The following is a 19241-nucleotide window of genomic DNA, read 5'->3' as shown; positions in this document are numbered from 1 at the left end:
CGGTGGGTAAAGGCTGAGTTATCTCAGCTCTTAAGAGGTTTCAAACAGATCGCCCTGAGCGGCCTCTAAACTTCGTCGATGATGATAGGCGCTACCCTGCGGAGTTTCATGAGAGCCTACGCCATGACCATGTTCAAGAACCGTCTCCACGGAAAAGCTGGTGATCACGATTTCACCAATGTGGTCTAGCTTCGAGCGAATATTCATGACGCAGCGGATAGAAGAGCCATGTTGGAAGCTGATTTGTTTGCTCAGAACATCTTGTTTGAAGCTGATATCTTTCATCGTAAAGCTGATGTTTTGTCCTTGCCAGATGCCTTTCCATCTATAGTTGCCCTGCCTTAATACTGGCGAAACTATTTCTATGACTGCATCGTCGATGGTTTGAATTGGCAGCCGGTGAGAAGGTAAGACAAATTTTTTGAAAACGGCCCTGCTGATGTGTGACTCGGGCATCGCATCAGAGCCGGATTTGGTGAGTCCATTGATGCCAATTTTGGTGACTTTAGGGTATGCACTAAGATACTTAAACAGGTTGGAACGTCGGGTGATGACCTTATAATTTTCGTTAACAACTTCAGCAACCTTTGACACCGTTTCTGGGTTGACACGTTCAGACTTTACTTCCGCTTTTAGCTTTTCAATTCTCAGCTTACGTTCCTCAATGCTCAAACGCAGTTCTTCTTTTTGTAAACGTTCAAGCTCGGAGTCTGATTTTGGAAGAAGGGGGATAGCCAGCGAGGCAATGCCAACAATTACGGAAAGGATACCAGCGTTCGCGTTGGCGACTTTCCAGATGTCACGCAGACCGCCTTCCTGATGTGCTTCGCTTTCTATCTGAATGTTCTCATCAATTGTGGTGGCAACTTCAAAAAGTATGGCGATGATCTCAGCTTCGCACTGGTGTCGCACCAGTGCATCTATCGAGTGAGAATCGTCGTTGAAGTAATAGTGGACTTGAAATTTATTGGCTAACACCTGTTTATCCATACAGTATTTTTGACTTTCCCATACACAATACGGACTAATTTTTTGATTTCAAATGCAACTGCGTGATTATGTTCAAAGTTTGAAGCAATGGCGAAAAGTTAGCCGAGATGGATTGATAGTTTGCTGTGGTAAGGAGGAGTGTTAGAAAGGGCGGCTATTCATACAAAACCCCATACCACAATAGTACGGGGTTCTTGCTTCGTGCTTGCAGAGCCAGCTTGGCTCTCGTTGAGCCTAGGAGACTTTATCCAACTTTGGGGCTGGGGAATCTTCCTCCACTTGATCTGAGAAAATCTCTGCAACGGCACTTCGTTCCAACTCGCCTTGCAAATTACCTTCATCATCAACAACTGGTAGTGAGTAATCACAAGAGATGCTGTCCATCAGTACTTCTTCGATAGCAGCATCTGGAGAAATGGAAGGGACCTCTTCGTAAATCCCTTCGTTAAACTCTTCACTGGAAGTGTCTTTCGCTGCATCCAGTAGGCTTTCTTTGGTGACAACGCCTTGATAACCCTCATCCGTGACATGGTAAGCATAGTCCTGCCTGATGCCTTTCATTTGTTTGATCGCTTCTTGGATGTTGGTTGCTGAGATACGATACGCTGGTGGTTGCATCACTGTCTCTACAGTTAATGCTCGCGCGCGGTTCACGTCTTTGACGAAAGCTTCAACGTATTCATCGGCTGGGTGAAGTAGGATTTCGTCAGGTGTACCCTGCTGAACCAATAAGCCGTCTTTTAGAATGGCGATGCGATCACCGAGACGAAGTGCTTCATCGAGATCGTGAGTGATGAATACGATGGTCTTGTGAAGTTTCTCTTGTAACTCAATCAGCTGATCTTGCATTTCGCTGCGGATCAAAGGATCGAGTGCAGAAAAGGCTTCATCCATCAATAAGATTTCTGCATCCGTACATAGAGCCCGTGCGAGACCAACTCGTTGCTGCTGACCGCCAGACAGTTGAGCTGGATATTGATTCTCATACCCTTTCAACCCAACGGTTTCCAACCATTGTTCGGCTTTGCTTTGTCTTTGAGCTTTCTCAACCCCTTGAACTTCAAGGCCGTAGGAAACATTTTCCACTACTGTTCTGTGTGGCAACAAGCCGAAGCGCTGAAAAACCATCGACATTTTATGACGACGAAACTCTTCCAGTTCTTTCTGATTGAGCTGCATCACGTCTGTGCCTTCGACCAGAATTTGTCCTTCTGTTGGGTCGATAAGGCGGTTAAAGTGACGTATTAATGTCGATTTACCTGAGCCAGAAAGGCCCATGATAACGAAGATCTCACCTTTGTTGATCTGCAAGTTGATATCTTTGAGGCCGACCGTGTGACCAGTATCTGCAAGCACTTTGTCTTTGCTTTCACCGGCTTTGACACGTTCCATCACAGACTTAGGTTTGCGCCCGAATACTTTATACAAGCCACTAATTTCAATAAGAGGTTTAGTCATGCTTCATGTCTCCTAAGTGAGCTTGAGTACGTTTTGCGTAGGCTTGAGATGCTCGGTCAAACAAAATGGCTAAGGCTACAATGGCAAATCCGTTAAGTAGACCTAAAGTAAAGTATTGGTTGGTAATAGATTTAAGTACAGGCTGGCCCAAACCTTTCACACCGATCATCGACGCGATAACCACCATAGATAGAGACATCATGATAGTTTGGTTAATTCCAGCCATGATGGTTGGCATAGCAAGCGGAAGCTGGACTCCCCATAGTCTCTGTTTGGCGCTGGCACCAAAAGCGGTGGCCGCTTCCAGCACTTCTTTATCGACCAGACGGATACCGAGGTTGGTTAGACGAATGACTGGTGGAATAGCGTAAATTACAACTGCAATTAGGCCCGGAATCTTACCTATGCCCAGCAGCATCACTACAGGTATCAAGTAGACGAACGCAGGCATGGTCTGCATGATATCCAACATAGGAGTCACAGCGGATTGAATGCGGTCAGAACGCGCCATTGCAATACCAATCGGTATTCCGAGTGCGATGGAGAGCATGGTACAGACGGTAATGATGCTTAGGGTGCGCATGGTGTCTTCCCACATACCGAAGTATCCGATGAAGATCAAAGAGACAAAACAGCCTAAAGTCAGTTTCCATGAGCGACTGGCGAGAAAAACGAGACCAGTACAGATAGCAAGTACAATGACCCAAGGCGTCGAAAGAAGAAGCTTCTCAAACCAGATGAGAAATGAGAGTAGTGGGTCAAAGAGGGATTCAATAAATTCTCCGTATTCTCGGGAGAACTCTCGGTAAGCGCCATCGAGGCTTTTTCGGATAGCTCTTAAATCAGAGCGTTCCATTTCAGGAAAGCTGTTAAACCAGTTTTCTGCAGACATCATTTAATTCCTTTTAAAACCAAAGCCAGACAGTGCTGGCTTTGGAGTACTTCATACGCGCCTAACGTTTGTTAAAGCGCGCTTTTTACTTTGTTTGCTACGTCTTGAGAAACCCACTTGGTCCAGATTTGTGGGTAATCTTCTAAGAAGTAGTACATGGTTTCTTCACCATCCGCTTGATTGTCTTCCATCCACGCAAGCAGTTGGTTCATATCAGCGTTAGTGAAACCACGTTTGGTAAAGTATTGATAAGCATCTGGCGCTCGAGTCGCGAATGCTTCAGTTGTAATTGTGTGTACAGGTGATGGTGGGTACATAGTGGCTTTAGGCGCTTCACAGTCTGCATTCGTGGTACAGGCGATGAATTCTTTTTCATCGACGCCGCTGCCAAAATCGACTTTGACCATGTCGTATTTACCTAACACAGCAGTTGGAGCCCAGTAGTAACCAAACCATGGCTCTTCTCGCTCGTAAGCTTTTGCAATTGCACCTGAGAGGCCCGCACTTGAGCCCGGATCGACGATAACGAAACCTGAATTATCAAGTTTTAGTGCTTTAAACAGGTTACCTGCACTAATTTGACAGTTCCAACCCGCTGGGCAGCTGTAGAATGCAGATTTCTCTGGATCTTCAGGATGTTCAAACAAGTTGGCGTGCTTGATAACACCATCAATGGTCTTCATTTCAGGATATTGTTTGACCAGATAGGACGGAACCCAAAACCCTTCTTCACCACCATCAACTAGTGATCGCCCTGCATAGCGGAGTCGCTTCTCCTCTACACCTTTATCGAGTGCATCTTTCAGGCTGTTACTCCATAGCTCAGGAGCGACATCTGGTTGACCTTTCTCAATCATAGATGTGCCGGTTGGCATGGTATCACCAGGAATTAACTCGGCTTCACAATCGTAACCGTGTTCCAAAATGAAGCGGTCGATGTTGGCGATCAGACTGGCAGAGTTCCAGTTCATATCAGCGATGGTCACCTTGCCACATTCACTTGCAACAGCTTGAGAGGTAAAGGCTGCGTTAGCGGCGATTAAGGCTAACGCTGCAGTTGTGTATTTCATTTCGAAATCCTTTCTGAAGTATACAAGCACAGAGTAATAAATATTTATTTAGTGTTCAAATTATTATTTTATTAGTTTTTAGAAGTGAGATATTGGTTTTGGCTGCAAAAGGTCGATTTTTAAAGCAAAAGGGAATGTTTTTCTAAAACATTCCCTTAGAGTGCTAAACATAAGAGTACAAACGAATTTTGTTTAATCCGTCGACCAAACATTTCTTATGTCAGGCCAACCCCAATTGGTCAGCTCTACATCTTTGAGTACACCGTGGAAACGCAGTGTCTGGCGATGATGGAAAAGTGGTGTTAGCCAGTACTGATTAATCAGGGCTGAAGCGATCGGTTCCAGAGCATCAAGGTATTGATTTAAAGGAGTTTGCGTTCGAAGTGTTGTGAGTGATTGAGTGAGCCATTGTTTAGATTCTTCACCAATGCAGCTTTGCAGAACCGGGTTGTGATACAGGCTGTTGAACGCGGAAGCGTGTCGGTTATCATCCAGATTGATATTAGTGATGATCATGGACTCGTTGAGCTGTTGATTTTGGGCAAGCTCATTGAGCTCTCGATAAGAATAGGTATTAACCTCAACTTTTACGCCCAGTTTCGCCAATATCGCTTTGACAGCAAACGCGCAATTTCTCAGCACAGTGTAATCATAAACGGCAATATCGAGTTGCTTTGGTAATTCTATACTGGACGCCTCTGGGCGAATGACTGGATGCCACATCGGCAGCATGTTCTGCGCGATTTCGCAGCCAAACAGTGTCTGACTCGATTTGAGCTGTTCAAAAACACGAGATGGGCTTAAATGTGAAGACAGGTAGCGCCGCTGAGCATCATTAAGAGTGGTGGAGGCAATCTGGTTGAACAGTATGAACATACAGCCATCTTCAATACGAGATTGCTGAGTATCATTGCGTACTTTCACGTCCACCGCATGAGAGAGGTAATAATTGCACTCGCTGCTTTCCTGAGCGCCGGGTTGGTTAGTCTGAATCTGTTTGTTGGCCAATTCACTCTCATCAAGCTTCCAGATAGTGACTTGATCGGTTAATGCGCGGCAGCCATAGTAGCGCTCGAAGGCTTCCAGACAAAGGCGAGTTTGTGAATGTTCACTTACCTGAAAAGGGCCAGAACCAGTCACCGCGTAACTGTGGGCATTGTTGACTTGACTGGTTGGTTGAATCGCATACTTCACGCCAGAGATAAGGCCGCCAAAACCTTGGTCGGGTTCTGAAAGCTGGAACACGACCTTGTTCGCCATCGGAGACGTCACGCTGACTAGATGAGAGAGTTCACTCTGATAGTTGGCTAGAGTGGAGAGTTTGGCAAACAGGCTGACAATACTGTCTGCGTCTATCGCTGCGCCATTGTGAAATGTGAGGGCAGGCCTGAGATAAAACGTCCATTGATAGTGAGTCTCATCGTATTGCCAATGATGTGCGAGTTGAGGTTCTAAATTGCCTTCGGAGTCACTGCTTACCAAGCAGCAATAAATCTGGCGCAGTAAGTATCGCTCACTGGAACGCTGCAATTGATGAGGCACTAAGCGTTCAAAAGGACGTTTATAGGTCAACTGAATATGAAGTAATCCCTCTCTGAGTGATGCACCCGATGTGCTTTGTAGCAAGCGGCCAAATGCAGTTTCATCATCATCGAGAATGCTCAGTGCTTTCTCGTACTTCCCTTCCAGAATACGTTTGGCAGCCAGCTGAGATTTCAGTTCATCCAGCGGAAGGTTGAGCAGCAAACCGGAACGTTGGTTCCTGCCTACCTTAGGTGACCATTCCAACCATTCAAGTTGCTGCATCTGGTTGAGCAAATTTCTCGCATGACGAGGGCTGGTAAACAAGAGTTCAGCCACCTGCGGCAGAGACGTTTTGATTTCTTCGCCAACACCTAGTGGTTCTAGTCGGGAATAGTAACGCAGTAAGTTTAAGTCTGACATCGGTCCCTCAGATCGAAAAAACAAGCACAATGCTAATTTTTAATTTCCCTATTTTACCTATTTTGGGCGTCATTTGATTGATTAAACCCAATTGGGGAACTAATAGGGAAATATATAGAATAAATCTCTCGGTTTTTCTGTTCCTATTATAGAGGAATAATAATCAGGTCAACACAGGATACAGAGAGAGAAGCAAGATGAGTTACAGTAAGCAGAAGTGTCTGGTCTCGTACTATCACGAGAGATTGGAAAAAACCGATTCTTGGTTGGAACGTTCAGCGATTCTGGCCTTGATACAACTTTGCCACTGGTAAGTGGCTAAAGACAGCAGCACTGGCAGGCAAACATGCTCCTAAAACCCCCACGAACATGATTGGCAGTGCTGCTCTTTTTACCACGCATTCAGGCCCATGCCTGAGCCTGTGAGGTGTTACTTTTTGGCTAGGCCCTTACTGTTTAGGTAACCTTTGATGTGCGGACGGGACTCGCCAGCGAGTTTGCCTGTGACTTGCTCAGACCAAGTGCTTTGTTTCTGGTTGCTGCTACGACCTGCGTAGTAGGTCTGCATTGTTTCATCGTACTCGCGAATATCGTCTAGATTCAGAGTCTGATACTCGTTTTCATGCACAATGACGTGTGCAGGCAGGCGTGGTTTGATTTCAGGGTTTTGATCTGGATGACCCAAACACAGCCCAAACAATACCGCGCTGTTGGCTGGCAGATTCAGTAACTGGTCAACTTCCTCAGCACAGCTTCTCAAACCGCCAATGTAAACACCGCCCAACCCGAGTGATTCGGCTGCCACTAGGCAATTTTGCGCCATGATGCCGCAATCTACTGCCCCGATCAGTGTCAACTCAGTAAATTCAGGTTTTACCTGCGGGTTAATTTCAAAATGTCTTTGATAATCAATACAAAATACAAGAAACTCTGCCGCGCTCTCAACGTAAGGCTGATCGCCTGCTAGATGCGCTAACGCCTTGCGCTTTTCTTTATCCGTGACGCGGATGATCGACACAACTTGCAACATGCTGGAAGACGAAGCTGCAAGGCCAGACTGAATAATGGTGTTGAGCTGAGATGAATCGATGGCCTGATCGGTAAATTTACGGATCGAACGGTGAGACAGGATAGTGTCTATCGTCGGTGTCATGGCTGAGTCCTTTGTTCTTGGTATAAATTGCTTGTGCAACATATCGAGTATGCGTGGAAATGTCGAGTCAGAGATCACTTAGTTGTCACTTTTCTGTTTCACAGTTATGGTCTCCTTCTATACTGAAATCGAAAATTTATAGAATAAGAAGGACTTATGAAAGAATTAGTCGTGCATGCTGTTACTGTGTTTATGGGTTTTTTCGCCATCATGAACCCGATTGCCAACATTCCTATTTTTCTTGGCCTGACCAGCGATGATGATCGACAGACGGTAAAATCGATTGCTTTTCGTTCGGTTTTCTTTGCTTTTGTGATTGTTTCAGTGTTTGCCATTTCAGGGAAACTGATTTTTGATTTGTTTGGCATCACGTTGTACGCGCTGCGCATCACGGGGGGAATCCTAGTGTTCCTGATTGGTTTTCATATGCTGCAAGGCAATTCCACTCATCATAAAACCAAGGAAAAAGCCTATTCTCCAGAGCAGCAGCAAGCGGCTTTGAGTGTTGCGGTTTCTCCGCTTGCAATGCCTATTCTTGCTGGCCCAGGTACGATCGCCACAGCAATGAACTTTGCCACGACAGGTGGCTTTGACCAGACGATCATTACTATCGTCGCGTTCGGGGTATTGTGCGTCATCACTTACGTTCTTTTCTTGTTTGGCAACAAGCTGGTGAAAGCCGTTGGCCCAAGTGCGCTGAACGTGGTGACTAAAATGATGGGGTTGATTTTAGCGGTAATTGGTACTCAGATGCTGATTGAAGGGTTGGCGGAAGCTTACAAAACTGTCTTTGTTTAAGGTTGAGCACTTTTAAACTGATACATGTAGGCCATCCTGATGGATGGCCTTTTTAATGCGTTCAATTCGTGATCAGATGCCCGAAGGGGTCAATACACGTACTGTGACGGAGTCTTGGTCGATATGCTCAAATACCCGTGGGCGAATTTCGTTGATCCACCACTCGTTGTACGTTTCCGCGTAGATTTTTTCGCGTGATGCTTCATCGTCAAATTCGCGTAACCAGATAAAGTAATCTTCTCCGTCTTCACCCTTGTGAATATAGGTATTGAGTACTTTCATGCCTTTAGAGATCTGATACGGAAGAATTTCCTCGTGCATCCAGTCTAGCCATTGTTGAGTCATGCCGGGTTTGATCTTGTATTCACGAAGTTCAATGAGTTTCAAAGTGTCATCCACTGGTAGATAAAGTGATGTTTCTTGTTGTAATCCGATTTAATAACAAACGCAATATTTTACGTCAGACGAAACAAAGTTTTGACATCACGCCAGTAATCGAGCATTGGCGAGCGGCTGAGCAAGGACGATTGATGTGCTTCAAGCCATTCATTGAGAGGCTTCTTGTCTCCGGTGTAAGCGACGTAATCGAGCATAGAACCTGCATAAGCTTCGCGCTCTTTCGCTGAGCATTGCTGTGAGGCGTTTGCGAATCCAAACTGAATAACTTTTTGTTGCTCAGTGGTATCAAGAGTCTTAAACCAACCTTCATTTAATGGCTTGGCATAATCAAAGCTTTTGCGCATGGCCTTACACGCTGAAACGCGTTCATTAAGAACGGTATATTTGGCATGCATTTCTTGCTCGAGCTGTTCTGCCCAAGGATCAAGACTCGCTGCTTGTGCCGAAAGGCTGCAAAACAACAAGCCTAAGGCCATAGTTTTATAACGCATTGTAAATGCACTCCCAAAACTTTCTTTCTTCACCGGATGTTTCCAGAGAAGCCTTTAATGCTATCAATGGTTATTGCTGATTCATGATACGTTCAAACACCGTTGACATGTCCGTAATGTGATTCATTTGATCGATGTAATTCATGATACGGGGTGAGGGTTTTAAACCTTGTATTTTGCAGTATTCGCTTATGATTCCTAGTTCAACGTTGAACGCCAATACTAACGAGCTACAAATGCTTCGTAAAGCTGGAAAAGTAACTGAATTTAAAGTGGTTTTAGCTACTAGGACTTAGGTGATATTTTATTCACTGAATAACTTTGAACAAGCCTGTCGCATGTATAGAGAGCAGCGCTGAAAGGCACCAGGTCGCTTCATTTTGTACTCACAAAATAAAGGGAGGCTTGGCCTCCCTTAGGGCTAAAGCGCTTTGTATAGTTGCACTCTGTCACCACGGTTTGTGCCGTTTATGTAGACTCCGGTAATCTGGCTAGCCTGTGTCGCTGTTGAAGGGCTCCAGTTCAACGTGACATCATTAAACGCCTGCGCTGAACTTGCCGATGTTCCTGTTTGAGTCAGCACATAACCTAAGCTGGTTGAGTTCCAGTGAGAGGTCGAGGTTTTTTCCCAGCTCTCAAGCAGCTCCTTGGTTACTAATTGAGAAGCAACTTTTAGCTTAGGCCCTGAGATGTTGGCGAACTGGAAGTAATCTACTCCATTTTTGTTAATGGCTATCGCTTTGTCGTTTTGGACAAACAGATTCGTTGTCTGGCTTGCGTCAAAGCTGATTTGCTTAGCGATTTCTCGCTTAACATTGTCGAGCAAGTAGACGCTGGTGGCAGTGATGGCAACGGTGAACGCGCCGTTGGGAGATGAGTCCATCAGCTTGACCTGACCGTCGAGATTAACAGAGCCAAGTTGCTGAGTATTAGGCGCTTTATCTGTCCAAATGATTTTGTTTTCCGATGCCAGTGCCATCACTATTTGACCGCCAGAAGCGAAGCTGGCATTTAAGACGTCGGTGATATTCAAAGCTAACCGTTCGGTTAAAGTCTTGGTTTCAACTAGCTTAGGTGCAGATTGACGATTATCCGAGATAATCAGAATTTCATTATCATCTTTGGAGAAGATAATGGTTTTCTCATCAGAATCTAACGTGTAAGTAATGGACTCCATACTGAGCGTGGTGGCGTCTAAGCGGCGTAGCTGATCCCCGTTTGCATTTAATCCGTCATCCAACTTAGCAATCATCGTACCTTGCTGATAGAGAGGGTGCATCCACTCAAAGTTATCGTTGTAGCAGGAAGACGCAGATAGCGGAACGGTTGGTTGAGCAGGTGGTGGAGTCACAGGGAGCTCACTTCCTGAGGCACCTCCGTACGCATCGATTTGCAATTTCCGCGTTGCTGTTCTGACCGCAACGTTGGTATTCGGGTTGCCCGTCTTGTCCTGCAGGCTGGTCAGGAATATGCCGTTACCCCCTGTCGTATTGCAGACGAAGCTCTGGTTTCGTACGCCATTAGGTTCGTACAATTTGTATGACTGAACACTGTTGAGCGCGGGAACCACTTCCTTGAGCGTGTTGGAGGTATCCTGTTGATATCCAGGAAGTTTGTTAGCATTTCCGCCATAATGGTCATCATCGTCATGCTCATCTTCATCGTCGTCATCATACGAAGAGATACTACGAGAGCTAAATGATGAACTTGAAGCACCGACTGCAACCGATTGTTTTGTGGCCGTATCCAGCTCTCGGACATTATCGCGTGCATCAACGTAGATTATTCTGCTATTGGCAGGGTTAAGGGCGATCGATTTCATAGCGGCCAAGCCAGCATCACTTTGTGACCCATGAATTAACAGTGAACCATCAAAACTGACATGGCGTGATGTTTGAGCTGCTAGATCTATTGCGGAAAGATCAAGCGTCTTGTGTTCAATCATTGCATCAAGAGCTTGGGCTATATTCACCATTGGCGAACTGCTTGAGCCCTGGGTCTGAGCTTGTTCCAGCGATGCCATCAGAAGATTTGTCGCTTGTTGAGGGCCATGGCTGACGTCCACCGATGTGAAGTCGACACCTACGTGCTGGCCAAGCACAGACTGAAGGTAAACCTTTGATTTTTCGACACTGCCACTCGTCGATGGGTTGTATAGCATCTCACTGTGGAGCAGAGTCGTGAAGGGAGAGATGATGCTCAATTCAGCGGGAGAGGTAAGTATTGCCCCATTGGCATCGATCATTCTTGAATAGCCGCTCGTAACCGCCACTTGTTTTTCATAGTTACTACAACTGCCATCAAGGTCAGTATCTGCACAGGATGCCATACTTTGGTAGCTGTACGTGCTGGCTGTTGCCGCCGATGATGAACTTCCAGATTCTCCGCCACCACCGCATGCGGATAGAGCTATAGCACTAGACACAGCAAGGGCTACACTGCATATTGTTGTATTCTTAAGCATGTTAAACCAATAATCTTGTTAATTAATATCAGACCTAGCATTTATCTCTATTATTTAATCACCATGTGAAATAAAAGATCAAATGATATTGATAATAAATATCATTTAAATTAATATCGCCGCCGGAATTTTGATTAGACCTACAAATTTAAGGAGTATCCAGCGGTGAAAATGCTGACCAAAAAGCTCAGTGTCGGGGCTATTTCCGTTGCACTTTTCGGTTGTGGCGGAGGAAATGAATCTGACCCAAAACTGACTTCAAATGAGACGCCTGCAACAGGCAACTCTGGCTCAGTATTATCTGGTGTGGTACTCGATGGTTATCTTTACAAAGCGAATGTTTGTCTGGATAAAAACAACAATGCGGTCTGTGATAGTGGAGATGGTACAACGGTTCAGACGGACAAGTCGGGTCAGTACACATTGCCTTTTGAAGGCAACGTCGAAAATTACAAGTTGCTGGTAGAAGCCATTGCCAATGTGACGGTTGACATGGACAACCCAAATCAAGCTGTCACTCAGGGCTTCACTCTGGAAACGCCATCATCACAACCGAGCATCATCAGCCCTATGACGTCGATGGTTGCCAGCCTAGCAACAAGTTCTGGGGCAACGTTTGATGAAGCTGCAGAAAGCCTTGCTAGCGAGCTAAGTGTTTCCGCCGATGTGCTTAAGTCAGACTATGCGGCAGATACTTCTCAGGAAAGTCGAGAGATACACATGCTGGCACGAGGGATTACCCGAGTCTTGCAGTCTGCTCAGGAAAGCTCCGTCAATGACGGTGTCAGTCAGGAAGTGGCGAGAAAAGGCTCGATTCAAAGATTGGCGAATTTAGACGCCGCGCAACTAAAGCTTCGTACCGATCAGTTATCTCATGGCGCGAGCAATACGGAAGAAGCGTTAGCTCAGATCGGTTCTGATTACTATGAGCATCTTAAAATTAAGCCAGAAGACTTAGATGGCGACAAAATTCTAACCAGACCGAGAGCACCACGCGGCGGGGTCGTCAATGACGCGGCTGACACGTTTGATTGGCAATTTGTTCCGGGTTTCACAGAGGTTAACGCTTACGAATTCTCGTTAGATAGAGGTCAAAGTTGGCAACCGGCAACGTCAAAGCCCATTAATGTCGGTGCTCCAGCAAGAAGTGTTGGTGATGTTCAGGTACGTATCATGGCAAAGCCAGCGAGATCTTTGGCATCAGGCATGGCACTTCTATCGACTAAAGCGTTCACGGCGACGCTTGTACCTGCCGCTCCGACATCTTTGACACTCAATGACGCTGACAATAGCTTTGACTGGCAACACTCGGCAGATTTTCGGCTCGTCGCTCACTATGAGTACACACTGGATGGTGGCAAAAATTGGCACGATGTAGTGAGCAAACCACAAAACATCGCTGATATTGCGATTCCAGTCGGAGACTTAAAGCTCAGAGTTAAAGCTGACCAAAGTTCAGGTCGTCCTGCTGGGCTGGTGGTGAAATCAGAGACCGCGATGACGGTCACTCCTGATGCGCCCGTTGCTCCGGTTTTAATCTCTGCGAATGATGACTCAGATATCCTGGCTTGGGAAAACGTGTCTGGTTTCGGTAACGCCGCTGATTATGAAATCAATCTCGGCAGCGGATGGCAAGATGCGTCAGCGAACCCTTACCAAATTGGCAATGTAAACATTCCAGCCAACACCATTCAACTGAGAGTGAAAGCGAACCCGATTGATGGCCGCCCGGCTGGTAAAAGTCTGGTGGTGAGCAGCGCGTTTAACAAAGTGTTGAACAAGCCTGTTGCACCGACGCTTCCAGTCATCAACGATGCTGACAACCTTCTGAACTGGACGAACGTTGACGGTTACCCGAACGTGGAGCAATACGAATACTCACTTAATAGTGGAATCAGCTATCGCCCTGTAACATCAAAACCTCAGGCTATTCCTGATGAAGCATTCAAAGTGGGACAGGTCTGTGTTCGTATCAAAGCATCAGACGATGATGCTGTCGGTGAAAACTTGTGTTCAGACAAGGTATTCACTGTCACTCCAAGTACGCCAAGTGCGCCGACGAATGGGCTGGTTAATGATGCGTTAAATACGTTCAATTGGGATTGGGTCGATGGTTTTAATTCGGATAGTGATTATGAATATCGCGTCGATGGTGCAGCTTGGGCAACCGTTCAGAGCAAACCTCTTCAACTTGAAGACAAAGTTTATGCCGTTGGTAGTTTAGAGGTCCGTGTTAAGTACGATCCCGTCACAGGACGTCTTGCTAGTTCCGCTTTGTCAAACACCAAGGCTCTGACAAAGCAACCGGATGCGCCAGCAGCGCCAACAGGTGTGGTGGTGGATGACATTGCTGATACATTGGACTGGACCTTTGTCACTGGCTTTACCTCATTGTCCGACTATGAGTGGTCAATGAATCAGGGAACTGATTGGGCTCCAGTGCTAGAAAAGCCTGTAGTAGTGGGCGATGTCGCCAAAAGTATCGGTCATGTTCAAGTACGCGTTCGTGCTAATAGTGAAAACGGCATGCCAGCAGGCGCACAAGCCAGTAATGACACTGCCTTTACAGAGCTTCCAAAATTACCTGCACTGACAGGTGGAAACATCGTTGTAGGGAGTGACCAAGCCAACACAAAGTACCCCAACTTAATCTCTTGGAACTTCCTCTCGACCACCATTGCTGATAAAGCCGTCACCTTTGATAAGCCTGAGTATTATGAATTTACGGTCGACCAAGGTGCTAGCTGGAAACCTGTTACATCGGTTCCTCAGTTTATCGGTACACAGGCTTATGCGAAGAGTAACGTCGGCCTGCGTGTTAAAAAGAGCGTATTCCCAGGTTTGGAACACCCGGCGAGTGAGATTCTTTGGGCATCTAGTTTGGAAGGTAAGTTTGTTGCGATTCAGTATCTTCCGATGGTGTCAATGCTGCAAGTACCAAGCTATGCGGATTACAATGGTTGGGTAGGTAGCAATGTTAAATGTATCGCTGAATATGATACTGAAGGTAAAGGTACACCTATCTTTTGGTCAACTTCTGTTTCTATCTCGACTTCAGCTGAAGTAATGAGCGTGATATCTGAACTAAACAACTGCGGTATCAGCCAATGGACTTTGCCTACAGCTGAGGAAGTTGCATTACTGTCGAAGAGAAACAGTGATTCTTTGCCTCCAACAGTGCGAGGCAACATGATCAGTGATGCTTCTCCGTCCATTTGGGCCAACAAGTCCGGCGTACCCGTGACCTATGCAAAAGGTATAGAAAAAGAGCCTGGTATGCTTTTCAACTATGCTTATGCAAAATGGGAAACCATATCTAGCGATAGGTTGCTCGCTGACTCAATCACTCAGTTAGCTAGTGCAGAAAAGCTATTATCTGACCAAAATACGTTAACGACAGAGTCTGAGAATTTTTTATCTAACTGGTTTACTGCACTCAAGAATCAAACCAAAACGTCTCGAATATTACTTACTGACGTTTCAGATCAACTGGAGACTGTGAACAAGGCTGTCATGCCATCAAGTTCTCAATTAGTGCAATTTGAATCAGTGTTAAAAGATTTTAAACTACAGTCCAACCTCCTGCGCTACAACACTGATACGGCGAGCATTAGTTTCCTGGTCAACGTAAAAAGCCTTGAGACTAAGCTGTCTACCATTCGTGAAAACATAAATGCTTTAGTCGTAACAAAAGAGCTTCTAGAAGCCGCCAAACAAATAGCGAAAATACATACACTAGATAGTGAGCTTGTTTCTGAAAAAGATCGTTTATTGGCAGCAAGTCTAGGCAGTGAAATTCATTCTTCGTCATTGGCATTGAGCGATTTAGTCGCTCAAATGGAAAGTGAAATCCAATCACTTGCGATTTTGAAGCAACTATTAGACACGAATTTAGCGGCTCTTCCGGATCGCTTTAAGACACTTGGTTTGTTAATTACCCCTCTTACAGAGGAAGTTGCACACGCTTCTTCACTTCAGGATATTTCGGCTCTGAAAGTCGCAATTGTAGACGGATTAAATCGAGCGCATGACGCTGGGTATGTTGTCAGTCAGGGAGAAGCGACCGTATTGGGTCGGTTTGCCAAATTAGATTTACTTGGTCGTTTCTTGCCTGCAAGTGCAACATATGCTCAAGGTTGGCGTTGTGTATTGGATGTGAGTTCTGGTGATAAAAAGAGAACATGGACTCTACTACAAGATGGCCAAATTGGTGGTGTTGACCACGTCTCTTTCAATGCAGCAGGCGCTGACATAAAAACCTTGCTAGGTGCTGGTGGTTACTTAGAAGCGAGAAACAATCGTTCTTTTTGCGGATTCAGTGACTGGCAGGTGCCGAGCTTACCTCAGTTAAAAGGATTGGCGACAGCTACCACGCTAGAAGGTAAAGAGGCGACTTTAGATCTTAAAGCTTTCCCTCATCACCCCGCTAATCAAGGCCAGAAAACTTCCACATATTACTACTGGTCAGACGCTGAATACAGTGCGGACAAGCAGAAGGCTTATACCTATTCAACTGAAACGCACATAGGTGAGACGGAAAGGTTCTCACACAGTCATTATTCAGATCAAGATGTTACGTTAGCGCGTTTAGTCCGTGAAACGGTCCAACAGATTAACTGGATCTATCTCGCGCACAATGGCGATATTGTGCAAAGTAGAGAACAGGCATCGTGTGCAAAAAATGATTCTACTGGGGAAGTCTGGCAGTTGTTTGATACCAATGATGGGGGGGCTCGCCAAGTTGATTACGCACTTTACAGCGAAAGGTTAAACCTTCAAAACTCTGAAAAAGTTTGCGGCTTAAGCAACTGGCGGTTGCCATCTGTCGATGAACTATCAAGCTTGATGCCACTAGATGAAACTGTATTCGTACACAGCATAGTAAAAGGCTCTTACGGCGGCACAGTCTCCATTTATTTGAACAACCTAACAACTTCAAATTATTACGATTATCTAGATTTAAAATCAGGTGAGCAAGGACGGAAAGAAAGAAGCTCTCACGAGTTCTTTAAAAATTACCTATACCGATTTATCTCAAAATAATAATAACTTTCAGCCCTTTTATTGCGGCTGAACCTTCTCTTTTTCAGGAGTCTATTCATGTTAAATAAAAATAAGCAACGTGGCGCAGCTGCGATTGAATACGCAATTTTGGCAGCGGCAATGTCTGTTGTTCTTCTTTCGTTCGTTGGAGGCAGTGATGGCAAGTTGACCAAAGCCATTGTGGGTGCCTACGAGACAGTGATCGAATCACTGGAGCAAACTCAGGATTCTGGTAACTAAACCGACAAGGCTGAAGGAATAATCATGACGGCTAAGCGATTGATGATGTTATCTATCTTACTGTCTAGCGTAGGCATAGGATTGTTGCTGCTTGGGCAAGATAACTCAGAACATCAGACGAAAGAGCAACCTGAACAAGTGTTCCAGCGAGTGCTGGTTTCGGGTCAGGATATCGGTGTCGGCGATGTCTACACGCCCAATATGTTTCGTTGGCAATCTCTGAGTGAGGAGCAGCTTTCTGATTACGTCGATTACGTGACGGAAGATGAGATCACTTCCATTAACCTGGCGAGTGGTATTGCACATATTGCAATTAAACAAGGGCAAGTTATCGCTGCGGCTGACTTGATACCACCACAGGGTGGGGCTTCATTAGCCTTGAAAGTCAGAGCTGGGTATAGAGCGGTATCGGTGCCTGTTGATCAGGTGACTGCCAATTCTGGCTTTGTTCAACCGGGTGATAAAGTCGATATTTTACTGCTGGGTTCTAAGGTCAGCGAGTTGAAGAAGTACGATAATGTGGTTGAAGGCCTTTACGTCAGCACTATTGCAACCAATGTTCGTATTCTTGCTTTCAATAATCTCTCATCATCTGAAGGGTTCCAGGAAAAGCGTCATGACTACGGGGCAAAAATACCGGATAACAGCTCTGTATCACTTGAAGTGACGCCAGAGCAGGCAACACAAATTGTGCTTGCTAACCAGTTAGGCCGCTTGACTCTTTCATTGCGTGGTTCGGGTGAAACAGACTTTTCATTACCGCAAAGCCATACCATCACAACGACTCAGCTGAATCCGGAAAGCAAACTAATTGCTCCGGACGTAGACCTGATTCAGTTACGACCAAACAGCGACAAAAACTAACAACTTCAGGACGAAACAATGAACACATTACTGCGCTGGTGGAGCTTGTTGCTGCTTCCCGGTTGGCTTTTTGCGCTTCCAACATGGGCAAATGCCCTCGAAGTGAACATAAATGAAGCGAAAATGATTCGCCTGTCAGAAAAGGCAAAGTCGATTTTTATTTCCAATACACACATCGCGGACTATCAACCTATGACCAACACTAAAATCATGGTGTTTGGTATGCAGGCTGGCACTGCCACGATCACCGTTCTTAATGAGCAGGAACGAGTGATTTACAGCAACAAAATTCGCGTGGTCCATGATACTCAGGAATTGGATGAACTAATCAAAGCCCAGTTCCCTGACGCTTCCGTGAATTCTGAATCACTCGGTGGCAAGCTGTGGCTTAAAGGGTCTGTGCCGACTCCGGTAATGGCGCACAGTATCGTTAATGTGGCGAAAGGGTATTTGTCTCCGATCGTCGCTCCGCAAGAGAGCAATAACAATGACTCTTCAAAAAGCAGTAATTCATCGGAGAGTAACTCTGAAAACCAGCAAAACTCGAATGGTGACGAGCTGATTAACCAGTTGGTCGTGACGATGCCAACGCAAGTTAACATCCGTATTCGAATTGCAGAAGTCTCACGCAATGTATCGAATAAACTCGGCATTAAGTGGGGCTCTCTGGTCACCAATGGCAGCACCGTTGAGAATACGGTCGGTAGCTTTCTTTACAATAAACCTTGGGATGTAAGTAGTTGGGGCAAACCTAACCTAAGTGCGCTGGTTGATGCGCTGGCTTCTACTGGTGATATGTCGATTCTGGCAGAGCCAAACCTGACCGCAATGTCTGGTGAAGAAGCTAACTTCCTAGTTGGTGGCGAAGTGCCAATTCCTCTGATTCAAGGGGACACTGCGACGGTTGAGTACAAGCCATTTGGTGTCAATCTGAACTTCAAACCTGTGGTGCTTGGTCCAGATAGAATCAGCTTAAAAGTTGAGCCTGAGGTCAGCAGTGTCTCTGTTGATAATCAAGCGGTTTTAAATGGCAATGTACTGCCTTCCTTTACGTCACGTAGAGCGTCAACAACGATTGAACTGGCTAGCGGGCAGAGCTTTGCACTTGGCGGTTTACTGCAAAGTAGTGAAATTGAGCAGCTACAAAAACTGCCGGGTATGGGAGATATTCCAATTCTAGGTGGTCTTTTCCGTTCTAACGAGTATCAACGCCGTGAAACAGAACTGATCATTATCGCTACCGCTTATCTTGTCGAGCCAACACGAAGCGATAACTTGCCGATTCCTACCGATGCTCTGATTCCACAAAGCGATTTGGAGAGACTACTGGCGCTGCCTGACGAGGATTTCGTCGGAACCAGTGGCAAAGCAACTTACACCGACAACCGCAAGCCTCGTTTACTGGGCGACAACGGATTTTACTACTGAGGTGCGC

The 19241-nt window shown here is 45.8% G+C and carries 14 protein-coding genes; 5 read left to right on the top strand and 9 right to left on the bottom strand.

Annotated elements, in window-relative coordinates; all coding sequences use genetic code 11:
• Positions 1-30: 30 nt before the first annotated feature.
• From VIC_RS18375 to nfsA, 6 genes are all read right to left on the bottom strand, one after another.
• Positions 31-978: a hypothetical protein gene (locus tag VIC_RS18375; protein WP_236612189.1), complete on the bottom strand. Its 948-nt coding sequence runs from the start codon at positions 976-978 to the stop codon at positions 31-33.
• A gap of 246 nt (positions 979-1224) precedes the next feature.
• Complete coding sequence (locus tag VIC_RS18370; protein ID WP_006961620.1) at positions 1225-2448, bottom strand: quaternary amine ABC transporter ATP-binding protein; 1224 nt, start codon at positions 2446-2448, stop codon at positions 1225-1227.
• Positions 2441-3340, bottom strand: coding sequence for an ABC transporter permease (locus VIC_RS18365; RefSeq protein ID WP_039952184.1), 900 nt, complete (start codon positions 3338-3340; stop codon positions 2441-2443). Before VIC_RS18365 ends, VIC_RS18370 begins: the two co-directional genes overlap by 8 nt.
• 71 nt (positions 3341-3411) lie before the next feature.
• Positions 3412-4410: an ABC transporter substrate-binding protein gene (locus VIC_RS18360; RefSeq protein ID WP_006961618.1), complete on the bottom strand. Its 999-nt coding sequence runs from the start codon at positions 4408-4410 to the stop codon at positions 3412-3414.
• Between the two features lie 192 nt (positions 4411-4602).
• Entirely contained in the window at positions 4603-6354 is a 1752-nt protein-coding gene (locus VIC_RS18355; RefSeq protein ID WP_006961617.1) for an SgrR family transcriptional regulator, read from the bottom strand.
• A gap of 430 nt (positions 6355-6784) precedes the next feature.
• Positions 6785-7507 (bottom strand): oxygen-insensitive NADPH nitroreductase, encoded by a 723-nt coding sequence (gene nfsA, locus VIC_RS18350; RefSeq protein ID WP_006961615.1) that lies wholly within the window; start codon positions 7505-7507, stop codon positions 6785-6787.
• A 156-nt stretch (positions 7508-7663) separates the two neighbouring features.
• On the opposite strand from nfsA, the gene VIC_RS18345 reads away from it, so the two are divergent.
• Complete coding sequence (locus tag VIC_RS18345) at positions 7664-8305, top strand: MarC family protein (protein ID WP_006961614.1); 642 nt, start codon at positions 7664-7666, stop codon at positions 8303-8305.
• A gap of 72 nt (positions 8306-8377) precedes the next feature.
• On the opposite strand, the gene VIC_RS18340 is transcribed toward VIC_RS18345, so the two are convergent.
• The 3 genes from VIC_RS18340 to VIC_RS18330 all read right to left on the bottom strand — a co-directional run bounded on the left by VIC_RS18340 (position 8378) and on the right by VIC_RS18330 (position 11659).
• Positions 8378-8692 (bottom strand): NIPSNAP family protein, encoded by a 315-nt coding sequence (locus VIC_RS18340; protein ID WP_006961613.1) that lies wholly within the window; start codon positions 8690-8692, stop codon positions 8378-8380.
• A 68-nt stretch (positions 8693-8760) separates the two neighbouring features.
• Positions 8761-9195, bottom strand: a complete 435-nt coding sequence (locus VIC_RS18335; protein WP_006961612.1) for a hypothetical protein — start codon at positions 9193-9195, stop codon at positions 8761-8763.
• Positions 9196-9616: 421 nt separating this feature from the next.
• Positions 9617-11659: a hypothetical protein gene (locus VIC_RS18330; protein WP_006961611.1), complete on the bottom strand. Its 2043-nt coding sequence runs from the start codon at positions 11657-11659 to the stop codon at positions 9617-9619.
• 171 nt (positions 11660-11830) lie between these two features.
• Here VIC_RS18330 and VIC_RS18325 point away from each other — a divergent pair, with 171 nt between their 5' ends.
• Genes VIC_RS18325 through VIC_RS18310 form a run of 4 tightly spaced genes read left to right on the top strand, consistent with a single transcriptional unit; the run spans position 11831 to position 19234 of the window.
• Complete coding sequence (locus VIC_RS18325; RefSeq protein WP_050778639.1) at positions 11831-16702, top strand: Lcl C-terminal domain-containing protein; 4872 nt, start codon at positions 11831-11833, stop codon at positions 16700-16702.
• 57 nt (positions 16703-16759) lie between these two features.
• Positions 16760-16942: a Flp family type IVb pilin gene (locus VIC_RS18320; RefSeq protein WP_006961609.1), complete on the top strand. Its 183-nt coding sequence runs from the start codon at positions 16760-16762 to the stop codon at positions 16940-16942.
• A gap of 24 nt (positions 16943-16966) precedes the next feature.
• Positions 16967-17806 carry a Flp pilus assembly protein CpaB gene (gene cpaB, locus VIC_RS18315; RefSeq protein WP_006961608.1) on the top strand — a complete coding sequence of 280 codons (840 nt, stop codon included), beginning with the start codon at positions 16967-16969 and terminating at the stop codon, positions 17804-17806.
• An 18-nt stretch (positions 17807-17824) separates the two neighbouring features.
• Positions 17825-19234, top strand: a complete 1410-nt coding sequence (locus tag VIC_RS18310) for a type II and III secretion system protein family protein (RefSeq protein WP_006961607.1) — start codon at positions 17825-17827, stop codon at positions 19232-19234.
• Positions 19235-19241: the final 7 nt, after the last annotated feature.

It is taken from the genome of Vibrio coralliilyticus ATCC BAA-450 (genome assembly GCF_000176135.1).
GTDB classification, from domain to species: Bacteria; Pseudomonadota; Gammaproteobacteria; order Enterobacterales; family Vibrionaceae; genus Vibrio; species Vibrio coralliilyticus.
The sequence above is the reverse complement of the archived record's forward strand: the minus strand, read 5'-3'. Positions and strand labels throughout refer to the sequence as shown.